This is a genomic window from Shewanella sp. MF05960 (assembly GCF_050849305.1).
GTDB lineage: Bacteria > Pseudomonadota > Gammaproteobacteria > Enterobacterales > Shewanellaceae > Shewanella.
Genome location: NZ_JBOZPS010000016.1, coordinates 65,578 through 84,812 on the forward strand (window position 1 = coordinate 65,578; position 19,235 = coordinate 84,812).

19 protein-coding genes are annotated in these 19,235 nt (G+C 42.2%); all 19 read left to right on the forward strand.

Going from position 1 to position 19,235, the window contains the following annotated elements; all coding sequences use genetic code 11:
• Nucleotides 1-83: 83 nt before the first annotated feature.
• The 19 genes from ACROAE_RS15550 (at nt 84) to glmS (ending at nt 19,172) form a co-directional block, all read left to right on the forward strand.
• A complete protein-coding gene (locus ACROAE_RS15550; RefSeq protein ID WP_432403363.1) occupies nt 84-1,214 on the forward strand; it encodes an S-(hydroxymethyl)glutathione dehydrogenase/class III alcohol dehydrogenase in 1,131 nt (376 codons plus the stop codon).
• A gap of 73 nt (nt 1,215-1,287) precedes the next feature.
• Nucleotides 1,288-2,133, forward strand: coding sequence for an S-formylglutathione hydrolase (gene fghA, locus ACROAE_RS15555; protein WP_432403365.1), 846 nt, complete (start codon nt 1,288-1,290; stop codon nt 2,131-2,133).
• Between the two features lie 293 nt (nt 2,134-2,426).
• Entirely contained in the window at nt 2,427-2,873 is a 447-nt protein-coding gene (gene mioC, locus ACROAE_RS15560) for an FMN-binding protein MioC (protein ID WP_432403367.1), read from the forward strand.
• A 463-nt stretch (nt 2,874-3,336) separates the two neighbouring features.
• Nucleotides 3,337-5,226, forward strand: a complete 1,890-nt coding sequence (gene mnmG / locus ACROAE_RS15565) for a tRNA uridine-5-carboxymethylaminomethyl(34) synthesis enzyme MnmG (protein ID WP_432403369.1) — start codon at nt 3,337-3,339, stop codon at nt 5,224-5,226.
• 111 nt (nt 5,227-5,337) lie between these two features.
• Nucleotides 5,338-5,958, forward strand: a complete 621-nt coding sequence (gene rsmG / locus ACROAE_RS15570; protein ID WP_432403371.1) for a 16S rRNA (guanine(527)-N(7))-methyltransferase RsmG — start codon at nt 5,338-5,340, stop codon at nt 5,956-5,958.
• A gap of 62 nt (nt 5,959-6,020) precedes the next feature.
• Nucleotides 6,021-6,809, forward strand: a complete 789-nt coding sequence (locus ACROAE_RS15575; protein WP_432403373.1) for a ParA family protein — start codon at nt 6,021-6,023, stop codon at nt 6,807-6,809.
• 9 nt (nt 6,810-6,818) lie between these two features.
• Nucleotides 6,819-7,703, forward strand: a complete 885-nt coding sequence (locus tag ACROAE_RS15580) for a ParB/RepB/Spo0J family partition protein (RefSeq protein ID WP_432385276.1) — start codon at nt 6,819-6,821, stop codon at nt 7,701-7,703.
• A gap of 224 nt (nt 7,704-7,927) precedes the next feature.
• Nucleotides 7,928-8,311: an ATP synthase subunit I gene (locus ACROAE_RS15585; RefSeq protein WP_432403446.1), complete on the forward strand. Its 384-nt coding sequence runs from the start codon at nt 7,928-7,930 to the stop codon at nt 8,309-8,311.
• A 12-nt stretch (nt 8,312-8,323) separates the two neighbouring features.
• Nucleotides 8,324-9,118 (forward strand): F0F1 ATP synthase subunit A, encoded by a 795-nt coding sequence (gene atpB / locus ACROAE_RS15590; RefSeq protein ID WP_432403375.1) that lies wholly within the window; start codon nt 8,324-8,326, stop codon nt 9,116-9,118.
• A gap of 65 nt (nt 9,119-9,183) precedes the next feature.
• A complete protein-coding gene (gene atpE, locus ACROAE_RS15595; protein WP_011639455.1) occupies nt 9,184-9,435 on the forward strand; it encodes a F0F1 ATP synthase subunit C in 252 nt (83 codons plus the stop codon).
• A gap of 37 nt (nt 9,436-9,472) precedes the next feature.
• Complete coding sequence (gene atpF, locus ACROAE_RS15600) at nt 9,473-9,943, forward strand: F0F1 ATP synthase subunit B (protein ID WP_432403377.1); 471 nt, start codon at nt 9,473-9,475, stop codon at nt 9,941-9,943.
• A gap of 16 nt (nt 9,944-9,959) precedes the next feature.
• Nucleotides 9,960-10,493 (forward strand): F0F1 ATP synthase subunit delta, encoded by a 534-nt coding sequence (gene atpH / locus ACROAE_RS15605; RefSeq protein ID WP_432403379.1) that lies wholly within the window; start codon nt 9,960-9,962, stop codon nt 10,491-10,493.
• Between the two features lie 14 nt (nt 10,494-10,507).
• On the forward strand, nt 10,508-12,049 hold the full coding sequence (gene atpA / locus ACROAE_RS15610; protein ID WP_432403381.1) for a F0F1 ATP synthase subunit alpha: 1,542 nt from the start codon (nt 10,508-10,510) through the stop codon (nt 12,047-12,049).
• A 53-nt stretch (nt 12,050-12,102) separates the two neighbouring features.
• Nucleotides 12,103-12,963 carry a F0F1 ATP synthase subunit gamma gene (gene atpG / locus ACROAE_RS15615; protein WP_432403383.1) on the forward strand — a complete coding sequence of 287 codons (861 nt, stop codon included), beginning with the start codon at nt 12,103-12,105 and terminating at the stop codon, nt 12,961-12,963.
• A gap of 34 nt (nt 12,964-12,997) precedes the next feature.
• Entirely contained in the window at nt 12,998-14,389 is a 1,392-nt protein-coding gene (atpD, locus tag ACROAE_RS15620; RefSeq protein WP_160055766.1) for a F0F1 ATP synthase subunit beta, read from the forward strand.
• Nucleotides 14,390-14,425: 36 nt separating this feature from the next.
• Nucleotides 14,426-14,854, forward strand: a complete 429-nt coding sequence (locus ACROAE_RS15625) for a F0F1 ATP synthase subunit epsilon (protein ID WP_432403385.1) — start codon at nt 14,426-14,428, stop codon at nt 14,852-14,854.
• 154 nt (nt 14,855-15,008) lie between these two features.
• Nucleotides 15,009-16,373 (forward strand): bifunctional UDP-N-acetylglucosamine diphosphorylase/glucosamine-1-phosphate N-acetyltransferase GlmU, encoded by a 1,365-nt coding sequence (glmU, locus tag ACROAE_RS15630; protein WP_432403387.1) that lies wholly within the window; start codon nt 15,009-15,011, stop codon nt 16,371-16,373.
• A gap of 161 nt (nt 16,374-16,534) precedes the next feature.
• Nucleotides 16,535-17,305, forward strand: a complete 771-nt coding sequence (locus ACROAE_RS15635) for a DeoR/GlpR family DNA-binding transcription regulator (RefSeq protein WP_432403389.1) — start codon at nt 16,535-16,537, stop codon at nt 17,303-17,305.
• 37 nt (nt 17,306-17,342) lie between these two features.
• Complete coding sequence (gene glmS / locus ACROAE_RS15640) at nt 17,343-19,172, forward strand: glutamine--fructose-6-phosphate transaminase (isomerizing) (protein WP_432403391.1); 1,830 nt, start codon at nt 17,343-17,345, stop codon at nt 19,170-19,172.
• Nucleotides 19,173-19,235: the final 63 nt, after the last annotated feature.

Genomic DNA, 19,235 nt, shown 5'->3' on the forward strand with positions numbered 1-19,235 from the left:
ACAAATACAATGGATAAATACACTACACTGTAGTGATGTTTATCATCCATATTTCATGGTGTTTACGTTTAAGGAAGCTATCTATGTCTGCACAATTTATTAAATCAAAAGCCGCAATTGCTTGGGGACCAGGTCAACCGTTATCGGTTGAAGAAGTCGATGTTATGTACCCAAAAGCAGGTGAAGTCATGGTACGTATCGTGGCATCGGGTGTTTGTCATACCGATGCATTCACCTTATCAGGTGATGATCCTGAAGGCGTATTCCCAGCAATTCTTGGTCATGAAGGTGGCGGGATTGTTCATATGGTTGGCGAAGGTGTCACCAGTGTAAAAGTGGGCGACCATGTTATTCCGTTATACACCGCAGAATGTGGTGTATGTAAGTTCTGTACTTCAGGAAAAACTAACCTATGTAGTGCAGTACGTGCCACACAAGGTAAAGGCTTAATGCCAGACGGCACAACGCGCTTCTTTAAAGATGGCGAGCCTATTTTCCACTACATGGGTTGCTCAACCTTTTCTGAATACACAGTATTACCCGAAATTTCATTGGCTAAAGTCAGTAAAGATGCACCATTAGAAGAAGTCTGTTTACTCGGTTGTGGTGTCACTACCGGTATGGGCGCTGTATTGAAAACAGCTAAAGTTCAAAAAGGCGATACAGTGGCTATTTTTGGTCTTGGTGGCATTGGTTTATCAGCCATTATTGGCGCAACAATGGCGGGAGCAAGTCGTATTATTGGTATCGACTTAAACGAATCTAAGTTTGAATTAGCTAAAAAGCTCGGCGCAACTGATTGTATAAACCCTAAAGACTTTGATAAACCAATTCAGGACGTGATTGTTGAAATGACCGATGGCGGCGTTGATTTCTCATTTGAATGTATTGGTAACGTTAACGTGATGCGCAGTGCATTAGAATGTTGTCATAAAGGCTGGGGTGAGTCAGTTATTATTGGTGTAGCAGGTGCAGGCCAAGAAATATCAACGCGTCCATTCCAATTAGTGACCGGCCGTGTATGGCGTGGCAGTGCATTTGGCGGTGTAAAAGGACGTAGCGAATTACCCGGTATTGTTGAGCAGTATTTAGCTGGCGAGTTTAAGTTAGACCACTTTATTACCCACACAATGGGCCTTGAAGGGATTAACGATGCATTTGATTTAATGCACAAAGGCGAAAGTATCCGCAGTGTTATCCACTTTGCTAAGTAACGCTTCATTTATGATGACAGACGCAGTTAAGTATAAAACGACTTAACTGCGTGATGACAAATAAGGACACATAATGACCATTGAAAATATCAGCAGCACCAAGGCATTTGGTGGCTGGCATAAACAATACAGTCATCAATCGGCAGCACTCAATTGCACAATGCGTTTTGCTATTTACTTACCGCCACAAGCCGAACAGCAAAATGTGCCAGTATTGTATTGGTTGTCAGGGCTCACCTGCACTGACGAAAATTTTATGCAAAAAGCAGGCGCACAACGTATTGCTGCAGAACTTGGAATAGCTATTGTCGCACCAGATACCAGCCCACGTGGCGAAGGTGTAGCCGACGATAAAGATGGTGCTTATGATTTTGGTTTAGGTGCCGGATTTTATCTCAATGCCACCAAACCACCGTTTGATCAGCACTATAAAATGTACGACTACGTGGTATCTGAACTGCCAGCATTAATTGAAGCGCATTTCCCCGTGACGAATCAACGTAGCATTAGTGGGCATTCAATGGGCGGCCATGGTGCCCTGACTATTGCATTAAAAAATCCAAATCAATTTAACAGCGTCTCGGCATTTAGCCCGATTTGTCATCCTATGGATTGCCCATGGGGAATTAAAGCGTTTCGCGGTTATTTGGGCGATGACCAACAACAATGGCAACAATATGATAGCTGTGAGCTGATGCAAAACAGCCAACAATTTGTGCCTGCGCTGGTGGACCAAGGCAGTAATGACAATTTTTTAGATGAGCAGTTAAAGCCACAAGCACTCGTCAATATCGCTAAAAACAAAGGCTACCCACTTGAATTGCGCATGCAGCCTGGTTACGACCATAGCTACTACTTTATCGCGACCTTCATTGAAGATCACCTGCGCTTCCATGCTAAACATTTACAGATTAGCTAAGGTGAGCAATTGCTTAACAAGGATTAAGCGGCAATTTAACTTAGTCTAACTCTGTTAATGCTAACTAACCAGTCACCCAAAACGAGCCTTTATGGCTCGTTTTTTTACTTCATAAGCTTAAAAAATGTTGATAACAGTATCAAGCCAATCATATGAACGATTATTTTGTACTAAGTTTCGCGTTAAAAAGTGTAAATAAGCCAACATCAAGCTTAATTGAGCGAGTAAAATAACTCCATAGTGAACAAAACCGACGTTAAAACGACCAAATTTATCAATTATTCGGAGTCAAAATGGCAAAAATAGCGTTATTAGTAGGTACAACGTTGGGCAGCGCAGAATATGTCGCTGATGAAATGGCAGCGCAATTAGGCCAATTAAACCACCAAACGGAGGTGTTAATTGACCCACAATGGGATCAATTAAGCGACTTTTCAGTATGGATCATTGTCAGTTCTACCCATGGTGCAGGCGATCTACCCGACAATATAGTGCCTTTTTATAAGCAATTAATGCTCAATATGCCGGATCTTACATCGATCCAGCATGCATTATGTGCCATTGGTGATTCAAGCTATGACACTTTCTGCCAAGGGCCTGAAAAAATAATTGATCTACTTGTGCAATGCGGATCTAAACCTATTGTGGATAAGATCCAAATTGATGTTCAACAAGACCCTGTGCCTGAAGAGCCTGCGCTAGCGTGGTTAACACAATGGCAATCTAAAATTAATCTGTAAAAAAATCGATCTTTAATTGTATAAACTCAGATCAACTCACAATTTAGATCTTACTTATCCACAAATTACTATTTTCAATGATAACTTTGTGGATAAGCTATTATTTTTAGCGATCATAACTCTGTACTATTCACACTCCGATCCGCTTAAAGATCACCCTTGTGGATAACTACCCGATCTATCCCCATGTTATCTTGAGTTTGATCGCGATCAGATCACAGGTTCGGTTAGCTGTTAGTTATTGATTTTAATAAAGAATAAAAGTTACTAACAGAAAATGGCGATCCTAATAATAAACATAATAAAAAGATCTATATAAAGATCTTAAGATCTATTAAGCAAACCCATCTTGATCAATCTATGAAAAATGATCGTTCACGTTCAGACAAGCAAGTGCTAAAATGTCCTCATTGAATAACGTTTCAAATATAATTTAACTTTCTTAGCAATCAAAGGTCGCATAATGCATTTTCATGAACGGTTTGATGTAATTGTCGTTGGTGGTGGTCATGCCGGTACAGAGGCAGCACTAGCAGCAGCAAGAATGGGATCAAAAACATTATTGTTAACCCATAACATCGACACATTAGGTCAGATGTCTTGTAATCCAGCCATAGGTGGTATTGGTAAAGGCCATTTGGTTAAAGAGATCGATGCATTAGGCGGCGCAATGGCAACAGCCACAGATTTTGCCGGAATTCAATTTAGAACATTAAATTCAAGTAAAGGCCCTGCCGTTCGTGCAACTCGTGCACAAGCAGATAGAGCTTTATATCGTCAAAAAATCCAATCTATCTTACAAAACCAACCTAACTTACGCATTTTCCAACAAGCAGTAAATGACTTAGTTGTTGAAAATAATAAAGTTGTTGGTGTAGTCACACAAATGGGATTAGCATTTGAAGCACCAACTGTTGTATTAACGACAGGCACGTTTTTAAGTGGCAAGATCCACATTGGTTTACAAAATTACAGCGGTGGTCGTGCAGGCGATCCGCCAGCAATTGCATTAGCAAATCGTTTACGTGAATTACCTATCCGTGTTGGCCGTTTAAAAACAGGTACACCACCACGTATTGATGCTAACACTATCGATTTTTCGCAAATGACGGAACAAAAAGGTGATACACCATTGCCTGTTATGTCATTTATTGGCGATGTGAGTCAGCATCCAAAACAGGTTTCTTGTTTTATTACTCACACTAATGAAAAAACTCACGATATTATTCGTGGTGGTTTAGACCGAAGTCCAATGTATTCAGGTGTTATTGAAGGTATTGGTCCACGTTACTGCCCATCGATTGAAGATAAGATCCACCGTTTTGCAGATAAATCATCACATCAGATCTTTATCGAACCAGAAGGCTTGAGTACCAACGAAATTTACCCGAATGGTATTTCTACCAGCTTACCGTTTGATGTTCAGCTCAATTTAGTTCGTTCAATTAAAGGCATGGAAAATGCTGAAATTGTTCGTCCAGGTTACGCAATTGAGTACGATTATTTTGATCCGCGCGATCTTAAAAACTCATTAGAAACCAAAACCATTGCCGGTTTATTCTTTGCAGGCCAAATCAACGGCACTACTGGTTATGAAGAAGCGGGTGCTCAAGGTTTATTAGCGGGTATGAATGCGTCATTACAAGTACAAGGTAAAGAGACTTGGTGTCCTCGTCGTGATGAAGCATATCTTGGTGTATTAGTTGACGATTTATCAACATTAGGTACCAAAGAACCGTACCGCATGTTTACCAGTCGTGCTGAATATCGCTTATTACTTCGTGAAGATAATGCTGATCTTCGTTTAACAGAAAAAGGCCGTGAACTTGGCTTAGTGGATGATAAACGTTGGGAAATGTTCAGTAAGAAAAAAGAAGCGATCGAACTTGAATTACAACGTCTACGTGGACAGTGGGTACACCCAAATTCTCCATTGCTGGATGTGCTTAATCCACAATTGAATACACCAATATCTCGCGAAGCCTCTTTTGAAGATTTACTGCGTCGTCCTGAAATGGATTACAGTAAATTAATGCAATTAGAAGGTTTTGGCCCAGGTCTTGAAGATCCACAAGCCGCTGAGCAAGTGCAAATTCAAGTGAAGTATTCTGGTTATATCCAGCGTCAACAAGATGAAATTGATAAAGCGATCCGTCATGAAAGCTCATTATTGCCACTGGATCTGGATTACCAAGAAGTGCCAGGCCTTTCAAATGAAGTGATAGCAAAGCTCAATAATCACAAACCAGAAACGGTAGGACAAGCCTCGCGCATATCGGGTATTACTCCGGCAGCGATCTCAATCTTGCTAGTACATTTGAAAAAACGCGGTTTATTGAGAAAAAGCGCTTAAATTCAGGTATTTTTTCGACTCAATAACACAAGGGAAGCCATAAGGCTTCCCTTAGTGCTTTTACGGCTTCATAATAACCGCCGTCTGTTCATGCATTTTACGAGGCTTTCTGTGTTATCTGCTCAACTCCAAACTTATTTAGCTGAAATGAAAATATCGGCCACTGAATTACAACAAAAACAATTAATCGGTTTTGTTGAAATGCTCGCTAAATGGAATAAAGCCTATAACCTCACCTCGGTTCGCGATCCTGAGCAAATGTTAATCCGTCATATTATGGACAGTTTAACTGTTTCTCCTTATCTTGAAGGGCAGCGTTTTATTGATGTGGGCACGGGTCCTGGTTTACCTGGGATCCCGTTAGCAATCATGAACCCAGACAAACAATTTGTATTATTGGACAGTTTAGGTAAACGGATCCGTTTTCAGAAACAGGTTCAATTTGAACTAAAAATTAATAATATAGCCTCAGTAGAAAGTCGGGTTGAAGCTTATCAACCTGATGAAAAATTTGATGGTGTTTTAAGCAGAGCATTCGCGTCAATACAAGATATGCTCAGTTGGTGTCATCATTTACCAACTGAAAAAGGCATCTACTACGCCTTAAAAGGTCAGTTAAACGAACAAGAATTACAGCAAATGCCAGCAGGTTTTTCGCTGGTCGAAACCATTGTATTGCATGTACCAAAGTTAGATGAACAGCGACATTTATTAAAAATTGCTAAGCAATAAAGTGCATTTCTTTCGCTAATTAAGCTAACCGGACATCAATAATTTAAAGACAGGATGACATTGTGGGTAAAATCATTGCCGTAGCCAACCAAAAAGGTGGCGTAGGAAAAACAACAACTTGCGTAAATTTAGCCGCATCACTTGCCGCCACAAAGCGTAAAGTGTTGTTGATCGATTTAGATCCTCAAGGCAATGCAACTATGGGCAGTGGCGTTGATAAATACAATGTCGACAATACCGCCTATGAGCTCCTCGTAGAAGAAAAACCCTTTGCAGACATCGTGATCAAAAATACCGTAGGTAAGTTTGATTTGATCGCTGGTAATGGTGATGTCACTGCGGCAGAAATTAAGCTAATGGAGTTTTATGCTCGCGAGATCCGTTTACGCAATGCATTAGCGCCAATTAGAGACGATTACGATTATATTTTTATCGACTGCCCACCGTCATTAAATATGTTAACAGTTAATGCCATGTCAGCCGCTGATTCTGTACTTGTACCAATGCAATGTGAATATTATGCATTAGAAGGGCTTACTGCGTTAATTGATACCATTACTAAGCTTGGTGCTATGGTGAACCCGACGTTAACCATAGAAGGCATTTTACGCACCATGTATGACCCTCGTAATCGCCTATCAAATGATGTATCAGACCAACTGAAGCAACATTTTGGTGATAAGGTTTATCGAACGGTCATTCCTCGAAATATTCGTCTAGCAGAAGCCCCTAGTTTTGGTGCGCCTGCAATGTATTACGACAAATCGAGTGCTGGAGCTAAAGCTTATTTAGCCCTTGCGGGTGAAATTATTCGTCGTGCTGAGCAGCAAACACAACCCAAACAAGCGTAGGACATAAAAATGACGTTAAAAAAACGCGGTTTAGGTAAAGGCTTGGATGCCTTATTAAGCCACAGCAATGCTGCAAGTCGTAAGAGCGAACAACCAGAAGAGACTTTGCCATTAACGACTGCGGGCGAACTTATACACCTTGATCTGGATAAACTTCAAACAGGAAAATACCAACCGCGTAAAGATATGTCTCCAGAAGCATTAGAAGAGCTTGCGGAGTCCATCCGTTCACAAGGGGTTATTCAACCTATTGTTGTACGTAAAGTGGCAAATGGTAATTATGAAATTATTGCAGGTGAGCGCCGTTGGCGTGCTGCACAACTAGCAAAACTCGATAAAGTCCCGTGTATTGTTAAACAGGTGGCCGACGAAGCCGCGGTTGCTATCGCGCTGATTGAGAATATTCAACGTGAAGATCTCAATGCGATGGAAGAAGCAATCGCTTTACAGCGTTTGTTGGAAGAATTTGAATTAACCCATCAACAAGTTGCTGATGCGGTTGGTAAATCTAGGGCTAGTGTCTCTAATTTATTGCGATTAAACAGTCTCAATGAGCCTGTTAAACGTTTGTTAGAATACGGTGACATTGATATGGGCCATGCCCGTGCTTTATTGGCCATTGAGGGTGATGAACAGACTAATTTAGCTCGATTAGTTGCATCAAAGGAAATGACTGTTCGAGAAACTGAACGATTAGTTAATAAAGCCTTAAATCCGGCTAAAGTCGCCGAAACTCATGCTAAAGATCATGATGTTAGCCGTTTAGAACAAGAGTTAATTGAAAGGCTCGGTGCCAAAGTTGCCATTAACCATGGTACTAAAGGCAAAGGGAAAATTGTAATAAACTACCAGAATCTTGCTGAATTAGACGGTATTTTAAGTAAAATCCGTTAAAAAGCTGACTAAACCATTTCATGTAGTAATTTTGTGACACAGCGCTAATTTTTACTTTTATATATTTAGCGCTAATTCACTCATTAAATCGTTGTTTTCCCATCATCAAAGTTGCAAACAAAGCGCGAAAAGGTATACTTTGCAGGCTTTTTGTATCTTAAGGCTAGTTTAATATATTAAATTTAACATTAGGACCGCGAAAAGCATAATGCGGAGATATGAAGTTGGGTAATGTTTTAGCGCGTCGTGGTAGGTTAGCAGCCTATAAATTAGTGCTGGTACAAGCGATTGTCGCGGGTATTATTTCAATACTATTTTTCGTAATGTGGGGAGCACAGTATGGTCAGTCTGCGTTAGCAGGTGCGACTATCGCTGTACTTCCTAATTTTGTATTCGCAACCCTAGCTTTCTCACATAGTGGGGCAAGCTCTGCAGCAAAAGTGGTTAAAAGCTTTTACTGGGGGGAAGCGGTAAAGATGCTCTTGACCATTGCATTGTTTTCGTTGGCGTTTATCAATATGAAAGTCGGTTTTATGCCGCTTTTTACCTGTTATTCGTTAGCGTTAGTTGTGCATTGGATAGCACCTTTATATTTCAAGCAAAGTTAAGTGGGATGAATCATGGCTGCAACTGGTGAAGCGTTAACACCGCAGGGCTATATCCAACATCACCTTACCAATTTAAGCGTTGGTGAAGGGTTTTGGACATGGCACATTGATTCGTTGCTCTTTTCGGTTGGGCTTGGGATGTTGTTCTTATGGCTGTTTTACAGTGTTGGCAAGAAAGCGACAACAGGCGTTCCTGGCAAGTTTCAATGTTTTGTCGAGATGATTGTTGAGTTTGTTGATAGCAGCGTAAAAGAAACCTTTCACGGCCGCAATCCTGTTATTGCGCCTTTAGCTCTGACTATTTTTGTGTGGATTTTCATGATGAATTTCATGGATATGGTCCCTGTTGATTGGTTGCCTCATGCAGCAAGTCTAATGGGTATCCCATACCTTAAAGTAGTTCCGACTACTGACGTTAACATTACCTTTAGCTTAGCTCTTGGTGTGTTTGTGCTGATTATTTACTACAGCATTAAAGTCAAAGGTGTTTCAGGTTTTGTTAAAGAACTAACATTTCAGCCTTTTAACCATTGGGCAATGATACCCGTCAACTTATTACTAGAAACAGTCACCTTAATTGCGAAACCGATTTCATTGGCTTTGCGACTATTTGGTAACTTGTATGCTGGTGAGTTGATATTTATCCTTATTGCATTGATGTATGGTTCTAACGTGGCGTTATCTGCTCTAGGTGTAGGTTTACAACTAGGTTGGCTAATATTCCATATTTTAGTTATTACTTTACAAGCATTTATTTTCATGATGTTGACCATTGTTTATTTAAGCATGGCGCATGAAGATCACTAAGGGTAACCGAAAATTTTTTTGACCTAAATCATTAATAACAACGATTTAGAATATTGGAGATAGATATGGAAACTGTATTAGGAATGACGGCTATTGCTGTTGCTCTACTTATTGGTATGGGTGCATTAGGAACAGCTATCGGTTTCGGCCTTTTAGGTGGAAAGTTTTTAGAAGGTGCAGCTCGTCAGCCAGAAATGGCGCCTATGTTACAAGTTAAAATGTTCATCGTAGCGGGTCTTTTAGATGCCGTAACTATGATTGGTGTAGGTATTGCGCTATTTATGCTATTTACTAACCCATTGGGTGCAATGCTTTAACTAACGCTTCTGTCTTTAATCTAACTAGGAGGCTGTTGTGAATTTCAACGCTACCTTACTCGGTCAGACGGTTGCCTTTATTCTCTTCGTGTGGTTTTGCATGAAGTTTGTATGGCCTCCGTTGATGAATGCCATCGAAGAACGCCAGAAGAAAATTGCTGATGGTCTGGCAGATGCCGGCCGTGCAGCAAAAGATCTAGAGTTAGCACAAATTAAAGCTACTGAGCAACTTAAAGAAGCAAAAGTAACTGCCAACGAAATTATTGAGCAAGCTAACAAGCGTAAAGCTCAAATCGTTGAAGAAGCTAAAGTTGAAGCACAAACTGAGCGCGCTAAAATTATCGCTCAGGGTCAAGCAGAAATTGAAAACGAACGTAATCGCGTAAAAGATGACTTGCGTAAGCAAGTTGCTTCTCTAGCCATTATTGGTGCTGAGAAAATCCTTGAACGTGTAATCGATGCAGAAGCCCACAGTGACATAGTTAATAAACTAGTTGCTGAAATTTGATTAAGGGAGTTGAGTTATGGCTGAATTAAGCACCATCGCTCGCCCTTACGCAAAGGCAGCTTTTGATTTTGCTGTTGAGCATAAAGCAGTAGAAAGTTGGACAGAAATGTTAACTTTCGCTTCATTGGTGAGTGAAAACGAATCAATCAAGCCATTGCTTAATGGTACTCTTGCGAGTACACAACTTGCCACACTGTTTATTAACGTATGCGGTGAGCAAGTCAATGAGCAAGGTCAAAACCTGATAAAGGTAATGGCTGAAAACGGTCGTTTAGGGATACTGTCAGCAGTATCGCTACTTTTTGCTGAATACCGTAATGAGTGGGCGAAAGAAGTTGAAGCCGATGTGGTTTCTGCTTTTGAGTTGACTTCTGAGCAACAACAGCAAATTAGTGTTTCTCTAGAGAAACGTCTCGCACGCAAAGTTAAGCTGAATTGCAGCATCGACGCATCGCTCATTGGCGGTGTGATTATTAAATCAGGCGATCTAGTCATTAATGGCTCGGTAAGCGGTAAGTTATCGCGTTTGTCTGACAAGCTGCAGTCGTAATTGGGAGTTTAAGCATGCAACTGAATTCCACTGAAATCAGCGATCTGATTAAGCAGCGGATCGAGCAGTTCAACGTCGTTAGTGAAGCTCGCAACGAAGGTACTATTGTTGCAGTAAGCGACGGAATCATTCGCATTAACGGCCTAGCCGATGTAATGCAAGGTGAAATGATCGAACTGCCTGGTGGCCGTTTTGCAATCGCGTTGAACTTAGAACGTGATTCTGTCGGTGCCGTAGTAATGGGCCCTTATGCTAATTTAGCAGAAGGCGCAAAAGTAAGAACAACTGGTCGTATTCTTGAAGTACCTGTTGGTCGTGGACTACTTGGCCGTGTTCTTAACACGCTTGGTGAGCCTATTGATGGTAAAGGACCTGTCGACAACGACGGTTTCTCTCCTGTTGAAGTGATTGCTCCAGGTGTTATTGAGCGTAAGTCAGTAGACCAACCAATCCAAACTGGTTATAAAGCCGTTGATGCCATGATCCCAATCGGTCGTGGTCAACGTGAATTGATTATTGGTGACCGTCAGACTGGTAAAACAGCGATGGCTATCGATGCAATTATCAACCAGAAAGATTCAGGTATTAAGTGTGTCTATGTTGCTGTTGGTCAGAAAGCTTCTACCATCGCTAACGTAGTACGTAAACTTGAAGAACATGGCGCACTAGCTAACACTATCGTTGTAGTTGCATCAGCTTCTGAAGCTGCCGCTCTGCAATACTTAGCACCATATTCTGGTTGTTCTATGGGTGAATACTTCCGTGACCGCGGTGAAGATTCTTTAATCGTATATGATGATTTGTCTAAGCAAGCAGTTGCTTACCGTCAAATTTCATTGCTATTGAAGCGTCCACCAGGACGTGAAGCGTACCCAGGTGACGTATTCTATCTACACTCGCGTTTATTAGAGCGTGCTTCACGTGTAAACGTGAACTATGTAGAAAAGTTCACAAATGGTGCAGTAACAGGCCAAACCGGTTCGTTAACCGCGTTACCTATTATTGAAACCCAAGCTGGTGACGTATCAGCGTTCGTACCGACCAACGTAATTTCTATTACAGATGGTCAGATCTTCCTTGAGACTGACTTGTTTAACTCGGGCTTACGTCCAGCAGTTAACCCAGGTATTTCTGTTTCTCGTGTTGGTGGTGCAGCGCAGACTAAGATCATCAAGAAACTGTCTGGCGGTATTCGTACTGCACTAGCACAGTATCGAGAGCTTGCAGCGTTCTCACAGTTTGCATCTGATTTAGATGATGCAACTCGTGCTCAGCTTGAGCATGGTGAGCGTGTAACCGAATTAATGAAGCAAAAACAATATGCTCCTATGAGTGTTGCTGCTCAGTCTGTGTCTATTTTCGCAGCTGAAAAAGGCTTCCTGAAAGGTGTTGCTTTAAATGAAGTCGGTCGCTTCGAAGCCGCTCTGCTTTCATACATGAACAGTCAACATGCTGACCTAATGAACACCATCAACGCTACTGGCGATTATAACGCTGATATCGAAGGTGAGTTAAAGGCAGGCATGGACAAGTTCATTGAAACCCAAACCTGGTAATAATGAACACGGGGTGTCATTAGGCACCTCAGGTCCCAGATTGGAGAGTAGAGATGGCCAGCGCTAAAGAGATTAAAACCAAGATCGCGAGTGTTAAAAATACTCAGAAGATCACTTCCGCTATGGAAATGGTAGCCGCCAGCAAAATGCGTAAAGCGCAAGAACGCATGGCAGCAAGCCGTCCATATGCAGAAAATATGCGTAAGGTGATCGGTCACGTAGCGCAAGGTACTCTCGAATATAAACACCCCTATTTAGAGGTGAGAGATGCCAAGCGGGTTGGTTACATAGTAGTAGCAACCGACCGTGGTCTTTGTGGTGGTTTGAACGTCAACCTTTTCAAAAAGGTTGTGTCAGACGTTAAAAAATGGAAAGAACAAGGTGCAGATGTTGAGTTTTGCCCAATTGGTGCCCGTTCTGTTCAGTTTTTTAAAAGCTTTGGTGGTGAAATATCTGCCCATGCATCAGGTTTAGGCGATGCGCCAAAACTTGCTGATTTGATTGGCACAGTACGTGTCATGTTAAAAGCTTACAACGAAGGTAAACTGGATCGTCTGTATATTGTGTTTAACAAATTTGTTAATACAATGTCCCAGACTCCTGTGATCGAACAGCTGCTACCTTTACCTAAATCAGATGAAGAAGTAGCTAGTTATCCTTGGGATTATATTTACGAGCCAGATCCAAAAGAAATTTTGGATGTATTATTAACTCGTTATATAGAGTCTCAGGTATATCAAGGCGTTGTTGAAAATATTGCCTCTGAACAGGCTGCCCGTATGGTAGCAATGAAGGCGGCAACAGATAACGCTGGTGAAATGATCGATGATTTGCAACTCGTCTATAACAAGGCCCGTCAGGCTGCGATTACGCAAGAACTGTCGGAAATTGTATCAGGCGCTGCAGCGGTTTAGGTTAGGTAACGAAATCAAGTTTAGAGGATTAATCATGAGCACAGGTACTGTTGTCCAAGTAATTGGCGCGGTTGTGGACGTAGAGTTTCCACAAGATTCTGTACCTCGAGTATATGACGCTCTGAAGATCACTGGCGAAGGCGCCTGCAATGGTTTGGTGCTGGAAGTTCAGCAGCAGCTAGGTGGTGGTGTAGTTCGTACCATCGCTATGGGTTCTTCTGATGGTCTGCGTCGTGGTCTAGAGGTAGTAAACTCAGGTTCACCAATTTCTGTTCCGGTAGGGGCTGCAACCCTTGGCCGTATTATGAACGTACTAGGTGAGCCAATTGATGAAGCGGGTCCTATCGGTGAAGAAGAGCGTTATGAAATTCACCGTGCAGCTCCTTCATACGAAGAACAGTCAAACTCAACTGAACTTTTAGAGACGGGTATCAAGGTTATCGACCTTGTTTGTCCTTTCGCTAAAGGTGGTAAAGTTGGTCTGTTCGGTGGTGCTGGTGTTGGTAAAACAGTTAACATGATGGAACTGATTAACAACATCGCTAAAGCTCACTCAGGTCTTTCTGTTTTCGCTGGTGTTGGTGAGCGTACTCGTGAGGGTAACGACTTCTACTACGAAATGAAAGATTCAGGCGTATTAGACAAAGTAGCCATGGTTTATGGTCAGATGAACGAGCCTCCAGGAAACCGTTTACGCGTAGCGTTATCGGGCCTGAGTATCGCTGAAAAGTTCCGTGACGAAGGTCGTGACGTATTGTTGTTCGTGGACAACATTTACCGTTACACCCTTGCTGGTACTGAAGTATCTGCACTATTAGGTCGTATGCCGTCAGCAGTAGGTTATCAGCCAACACTAGCTGAAGAGATGGGTGTTCTTCAAGAACGTATCACTTCAACTAAGTCTGGTTCGATTACTTCTGTTCAAGCTGTATATGTACCAGCGGACGATTTAACCGATCCGTCACCCGCTACAACCTTCGCTCACTTAGATGCGACTGTTGTATTGTCTCGTCAAATTGCTTCTTTGGGTATTTACCCAGCCGTTGACCCGTTGGACTCGACTTCACGTCAGTTAGATCCACAGGTTGTTGGCCAAGAGCATTATGATGTTGCAAACGGTGTACAAACTGTATTACAGCGTTATAAAGAGCTGAAAGACATTATTGCTATTTTGGGTATGGATGAATTGTCAGATGATGACAAAACCATGGTATTCAGAGCACGTAAGATTGAGCGTTTCTTATCTCAACCTTTCTTCGTAGCAGAAGTGTTTACAGGTTCTCCTGGTAAGTACGTTTCTCTAAAAGACACTATCCGTGGCTTTAAGGGTATTTTGGAAGGTGAGTTCGATCACATTCCAGAGCAAGCGTTCTACATGGTTGGCTCAATCGATGAAGCTATCGAAAAAGCGAACAAAAAGAAATAACTAGGCCGTAAAGCTTAGTTCTTTAAGGAGAACTTGATGGCAGCCAAAACAGTCCAACTTGATATTGTTAGTGCAGAAGACAGCATCTACCACGGCGAAGTGAGCTTTTTTGAAGTGAACGGCGCTGAAGGTGAGTTAGGTATTATGCCTAACCACGTTGCTCTACTAACAACAATCAAGCCTGGTATGGCGCGCTTTATCAAGCAAGATGGTAGTGAAGAAGTGTTGTACCTTTCAGGTGGTTTACTGGAAGTACAACCTACTGCAATCTCAGTACTTGCTGATGTAGCATTACGTGCCGATGATATTGATGAAAAAGCCGCTTTACAAGCGAAGGAACGTGCAGAGCAAGCTATTGCTAATGCTGGCGCCGACTTCAATTATGAAGCTGCTGCTATCGAATTAGCCAAGTCTTTGGCTCAATTGAAAGTAGTTGAAACCATCAAGCGAAATATCACCAGATAATCTGATTATTTGACGCTGAAAAGGCGACTCATTATGAGTCGCCTTTTTTATTGCCGTTAGATACTGAAATACCACATCGTGAGTTTTTCCATTTGTATTGAGATTAAGCTAAAATAGCGCCAATTAGAATTTATGTTGTTTGAAGGGATTAATTATGTCGTTAAATGTTGTCATCTTAGCTGCAGGCAAAGGAACTCGCATGCGCTCTGATTTGCCTAAAGTTCTGCATCCAATTGCTCATAAAAGTATGGTTCAGCATGTTATCGACACAGCTAACTCATTAGGATCACAAGCGATTCAATTAGTGTATGGCTATGGTGCAGATAAGCTACAAGCGGCATTAGGTGAGCAAACATTAAATTGGGTATTGCAAGCCGAGCAGCTTGGTACTGGCCATGCGGTAGCACAAGCCAATCCAAACATTAACGACGATGATACCGTACTCATTCTTTATGGTGACGTTCCGCTTATACAACAATCAACACTCGAAAGCTTGCTTGCCGCGCGTGAGAAAAATGGCCTCGCTATTTTGACTGTAAATCTGACTAATCCAACAGGCTATGGCCGGATAGTGAGAGAGTTTGGTAAGGTTGTTGGTATCGTTGAGCAAAAAGATGCCAATGCAGACCAATTAAAAATTACTGAAGTTAACACCGGCATCATGGCGGTACCCGGCAAGCAATTAAAAGCGTGGTTGAATCGGTTATCTAACAACAATGCTCAAGGCGAATATTATTTAACAGACATTATTGCCATGGCTCATGCTGATGGTGTCGCTATTACCACGTCACAACCCCAGTCAGCCATTGAAGTTGAAGGCGCAAATAATCGTGTGCAATTAGCACAGTTAGAACGTGCTTACCAAGCTCGCGCTGCTGAAAAACTCATGTTAGAAGGTGCCAATTTACGCGACCCTGCACGTATCGATATTCGTGGTGATGTTACCGTGGGTATGGATGTGATGATTGATATCAATGTCATATTCCAAGGTAAAGTGGTATTAGGTAATAACGTCACGATTGGCGCAGGTGCCATTTTGATTAATTGTGACATTGCAGATAACGCTGAAATTAAACCTTATACCATCGTTGAAGGCGCAAAGCTTGGGCAAGCAGCCAGTGCTGGACCTTTTGCTCGTTTACGCCCAGGGGCGGAGCTTAAAGAAGATGCTCATATTGGTAACTTTGTTGAAATTAAAAAGAGCGTACTAGGTAAAGGTTCGAAAGCAGGTCACTTGAGTTACATAGGTGATGCTGTTATTGGTGCTGGTGTGAATATTGGTGCTGGTACCATTACCTGTAACTACGATGGAGCTAATAAGTTTATTACCACCATCGAAGACGGCGTCTTCGTAGGAAGCGACACTCAATTAGTTGCCCCAGTGACTATTGGCAAAAACGCCACCTTGGGTGCCGGCTCTACTATCACTAAAGATGTTGCTGAAGATGAATTAGTTATCACCCGTGTAAAGCAGCGCCATATTGCAGGTTGGCAACGTCCTGTGAAGATTAAGAAGTAATACTGCAAGCTCAATACTGGCGTTTACCCCTAAAACCTCTGCTTACCACAGAGGTTTTTTTGTACTTTTATTTCAATTTTAACGATTCAGATCTAGATAAAGTTTCATTTACTGCTAAAATATGTTTCGCTTCGAAACTTATATGAAAGATTTTTAATCAAATGACCAAACGTAATACTCAACAACGTCGCCATTCGATCATTAAATTGGTCAACGACCAAGGTGAAGTCAGTGTCGATGAGCTGGCCAGTTTGTTCGCTACCTCAGAAGTCACGATCCGCAAAGATTTGGCCATGCTAGAAACGCACGGATTATTGTTACGTCGCTATGGCGGTGCGGTATCGGTACCTCAGGAAATGACGCAAATAGCCAATGAAACGTTATCGTTAAATAAGCAAGCTATTGCCGCCAAAGCGGCTGAGCTTATTCGCGATCATAACCGAATCATTATTGACAGTGGCAGCACCACGTCAGGGATTGTGCAACAACTTAATGATAAATGTGGTTTAGTGGTGATGACGAATTCATTGCAACTGGCAAACGCGATTCATGAGCTTGAAAATGAGCCGACATTATTGATGACCGGTGGCACCTGGGACCCACATTCAGAGTCTTTTCAGGGCCAAGTGGCAGAGCAAGTATTACGTTCATATAATTTCGATCAACTATTTATCGGTGCCGATGGTATTGATCTGGATCGTGGCACGACTACATTTAACGAACTCACCGGCTTAAGCAAAGTGATGGCCGAAATGTCACGTGAAGTGGTGGTGTTATTAGAGTCGACCAAAATTGGTCGACGGATCCCCAACCTAGAACTGCCGTGGGATGTGGTCAATGTATTAGTCACCGACGACAACATTAGCCCACAAGCAGTAGACATTATTTCAGCACATGGCGTTAGAGTCTTACTCGCGCCATATGCTCAGTAAACAAAATTAAATTTAAACAGTAAAGGAAACAACTAACATGTGTGGAATCGTAGGCGCTGTTGCGCAAAGGGATGTTGCAGAAATTTTAGTAGAAGGCCTTCGTCGCCTTGAATACCGTGGTTATGACTCAGCAGGTGTTGCTGTTATTCATCAAGGTGAATTAAGCCGTACCCGTCGTTTAGGCAAAGTACAAGAGTTGTCATCAGCGTTAGACGCCGCGCCACTAGCTGGCGGAACCGGTATTGCTCACACTCGCTGGGCAACACATGGCGAACCAAGTGAACGTAATGCGCACCCACATTTATCTGAGGGCGATATTGCAGTTGTTCACAACGGTATTATTGAAAACCACAACAAACTACGCGAGATGCTTAAAGGTTTAGGTTATGTGTTTTCATCAGACACCGACACCGAAGTCATTTGTCACCTTGTGCACCACGAACTTAAAATCGCTGGTACGTTATTAGCTGCAGTTCAAGCCACAGTTAAACAACTTGAAGGTGCCTACGGTACCGTGGTTATCGACCGCCGTGATAGCGAACGTATGGTTGTTGCTCGTAGTGGTAGCCCGTTAGTGATTGGTTATGGTTTAGGCGAAAACTTTGTTGCCTCTGATCAACTCGCTTTACTACCTGTTACCCGTTCATTTGCCTTTTTAGAAGAAGGTGACGTAGCGGAAATTACCCGTCGTGACGTTAACATTTTTGATCTTGACGGCAACGCCGTTCAGCGTGAAATGAAAGAGTCAGAAGTAACCCATGATGCCGGTGATAAAGGCGAATATCGTCACTACATGCTCAAAGAGATTTATGAGCAGCCAACTGCTATTGCCCATACATTAGAGGGGCGTATTGCTGGTGGTAAGGTATTGGATTCTGCTTTTGGTGAAAATGCCGCAGAATTATTAAAAGACATTAAACACGTACAAATTATTGCCTGTGGTACCAGTTATCATGCGGGTATGGCTGCGCGTTATTGGTTAGAAGATTGGGCTGGCGTATCGTGTAACGTTGAAATTGCATCAGAGTTTCGCTATCGCAAGTCGCACCTATTCCCAAATAGTCTATTAGTGACTATTTCACAGTCTGGTGAAACTGCCGACACATTAGCGGCAATGCGTCTTGCTAAAGAGATGGGCTATAAAGCCACTTTAACCATTTGTAACTCGGCTGGTTCATCATTAGTGCGTGAATCTGACATGGCTTACATGATGAAAGCCGGTGTAGAAATTGGTGTCGCATCAACTAAAGCCTTTACCGTACAACTTGCTGGCTTATTAATGTTAACTACGGCTATAGGTCGTCATAATGGCATGTCTAGCGACATGGAAGCCGCTATTACTCAAAGCTTGTTATCAATGCCAGCTAAAGTGGAACAAGCGCTTGGCTTAAATGATGCCATTGCAGAATTAGCAGAAGACTTTGCCGACAAACAACATGCACTATTCTTAGGCCGTGGTGATCAATATCCAATCGCAATGGAAGGCGCACTAAAGCTTAAAGAAATTTCATACATTCACGCAGAAGCTTATGCATCAGGTGAGTTAAAGCACGGCCCATTAGCGCTTATTGATGCCGATATGCCAGTGATCGTTGTCGCACCCAACAATGAGTTACTCGAAAAGCTTAAATCTAACGTTGAAGAAGTACGTGCTCGTGGCGGGTTAATGTATGTATTTGCCGATGTCGATGCTGAGTTTGAATCAGATGACACCATGAAAGTCATCCAGGTACCACATTGTGATGAGTTTATGGCACCTCTGATTTACACCATTCCACTGCAATTATTGTCATACCATGTTGCCTTAATTAAAGGTACCGATGTAGACCAACCTCGTAACCTCGCAAAAAGCGTAACTGTTGAATAAGATTATGATTTAATTAAAAAAGGCTTCTTGTGGAAGCCTTTTTTATTGTCTGAAAAATGCTCA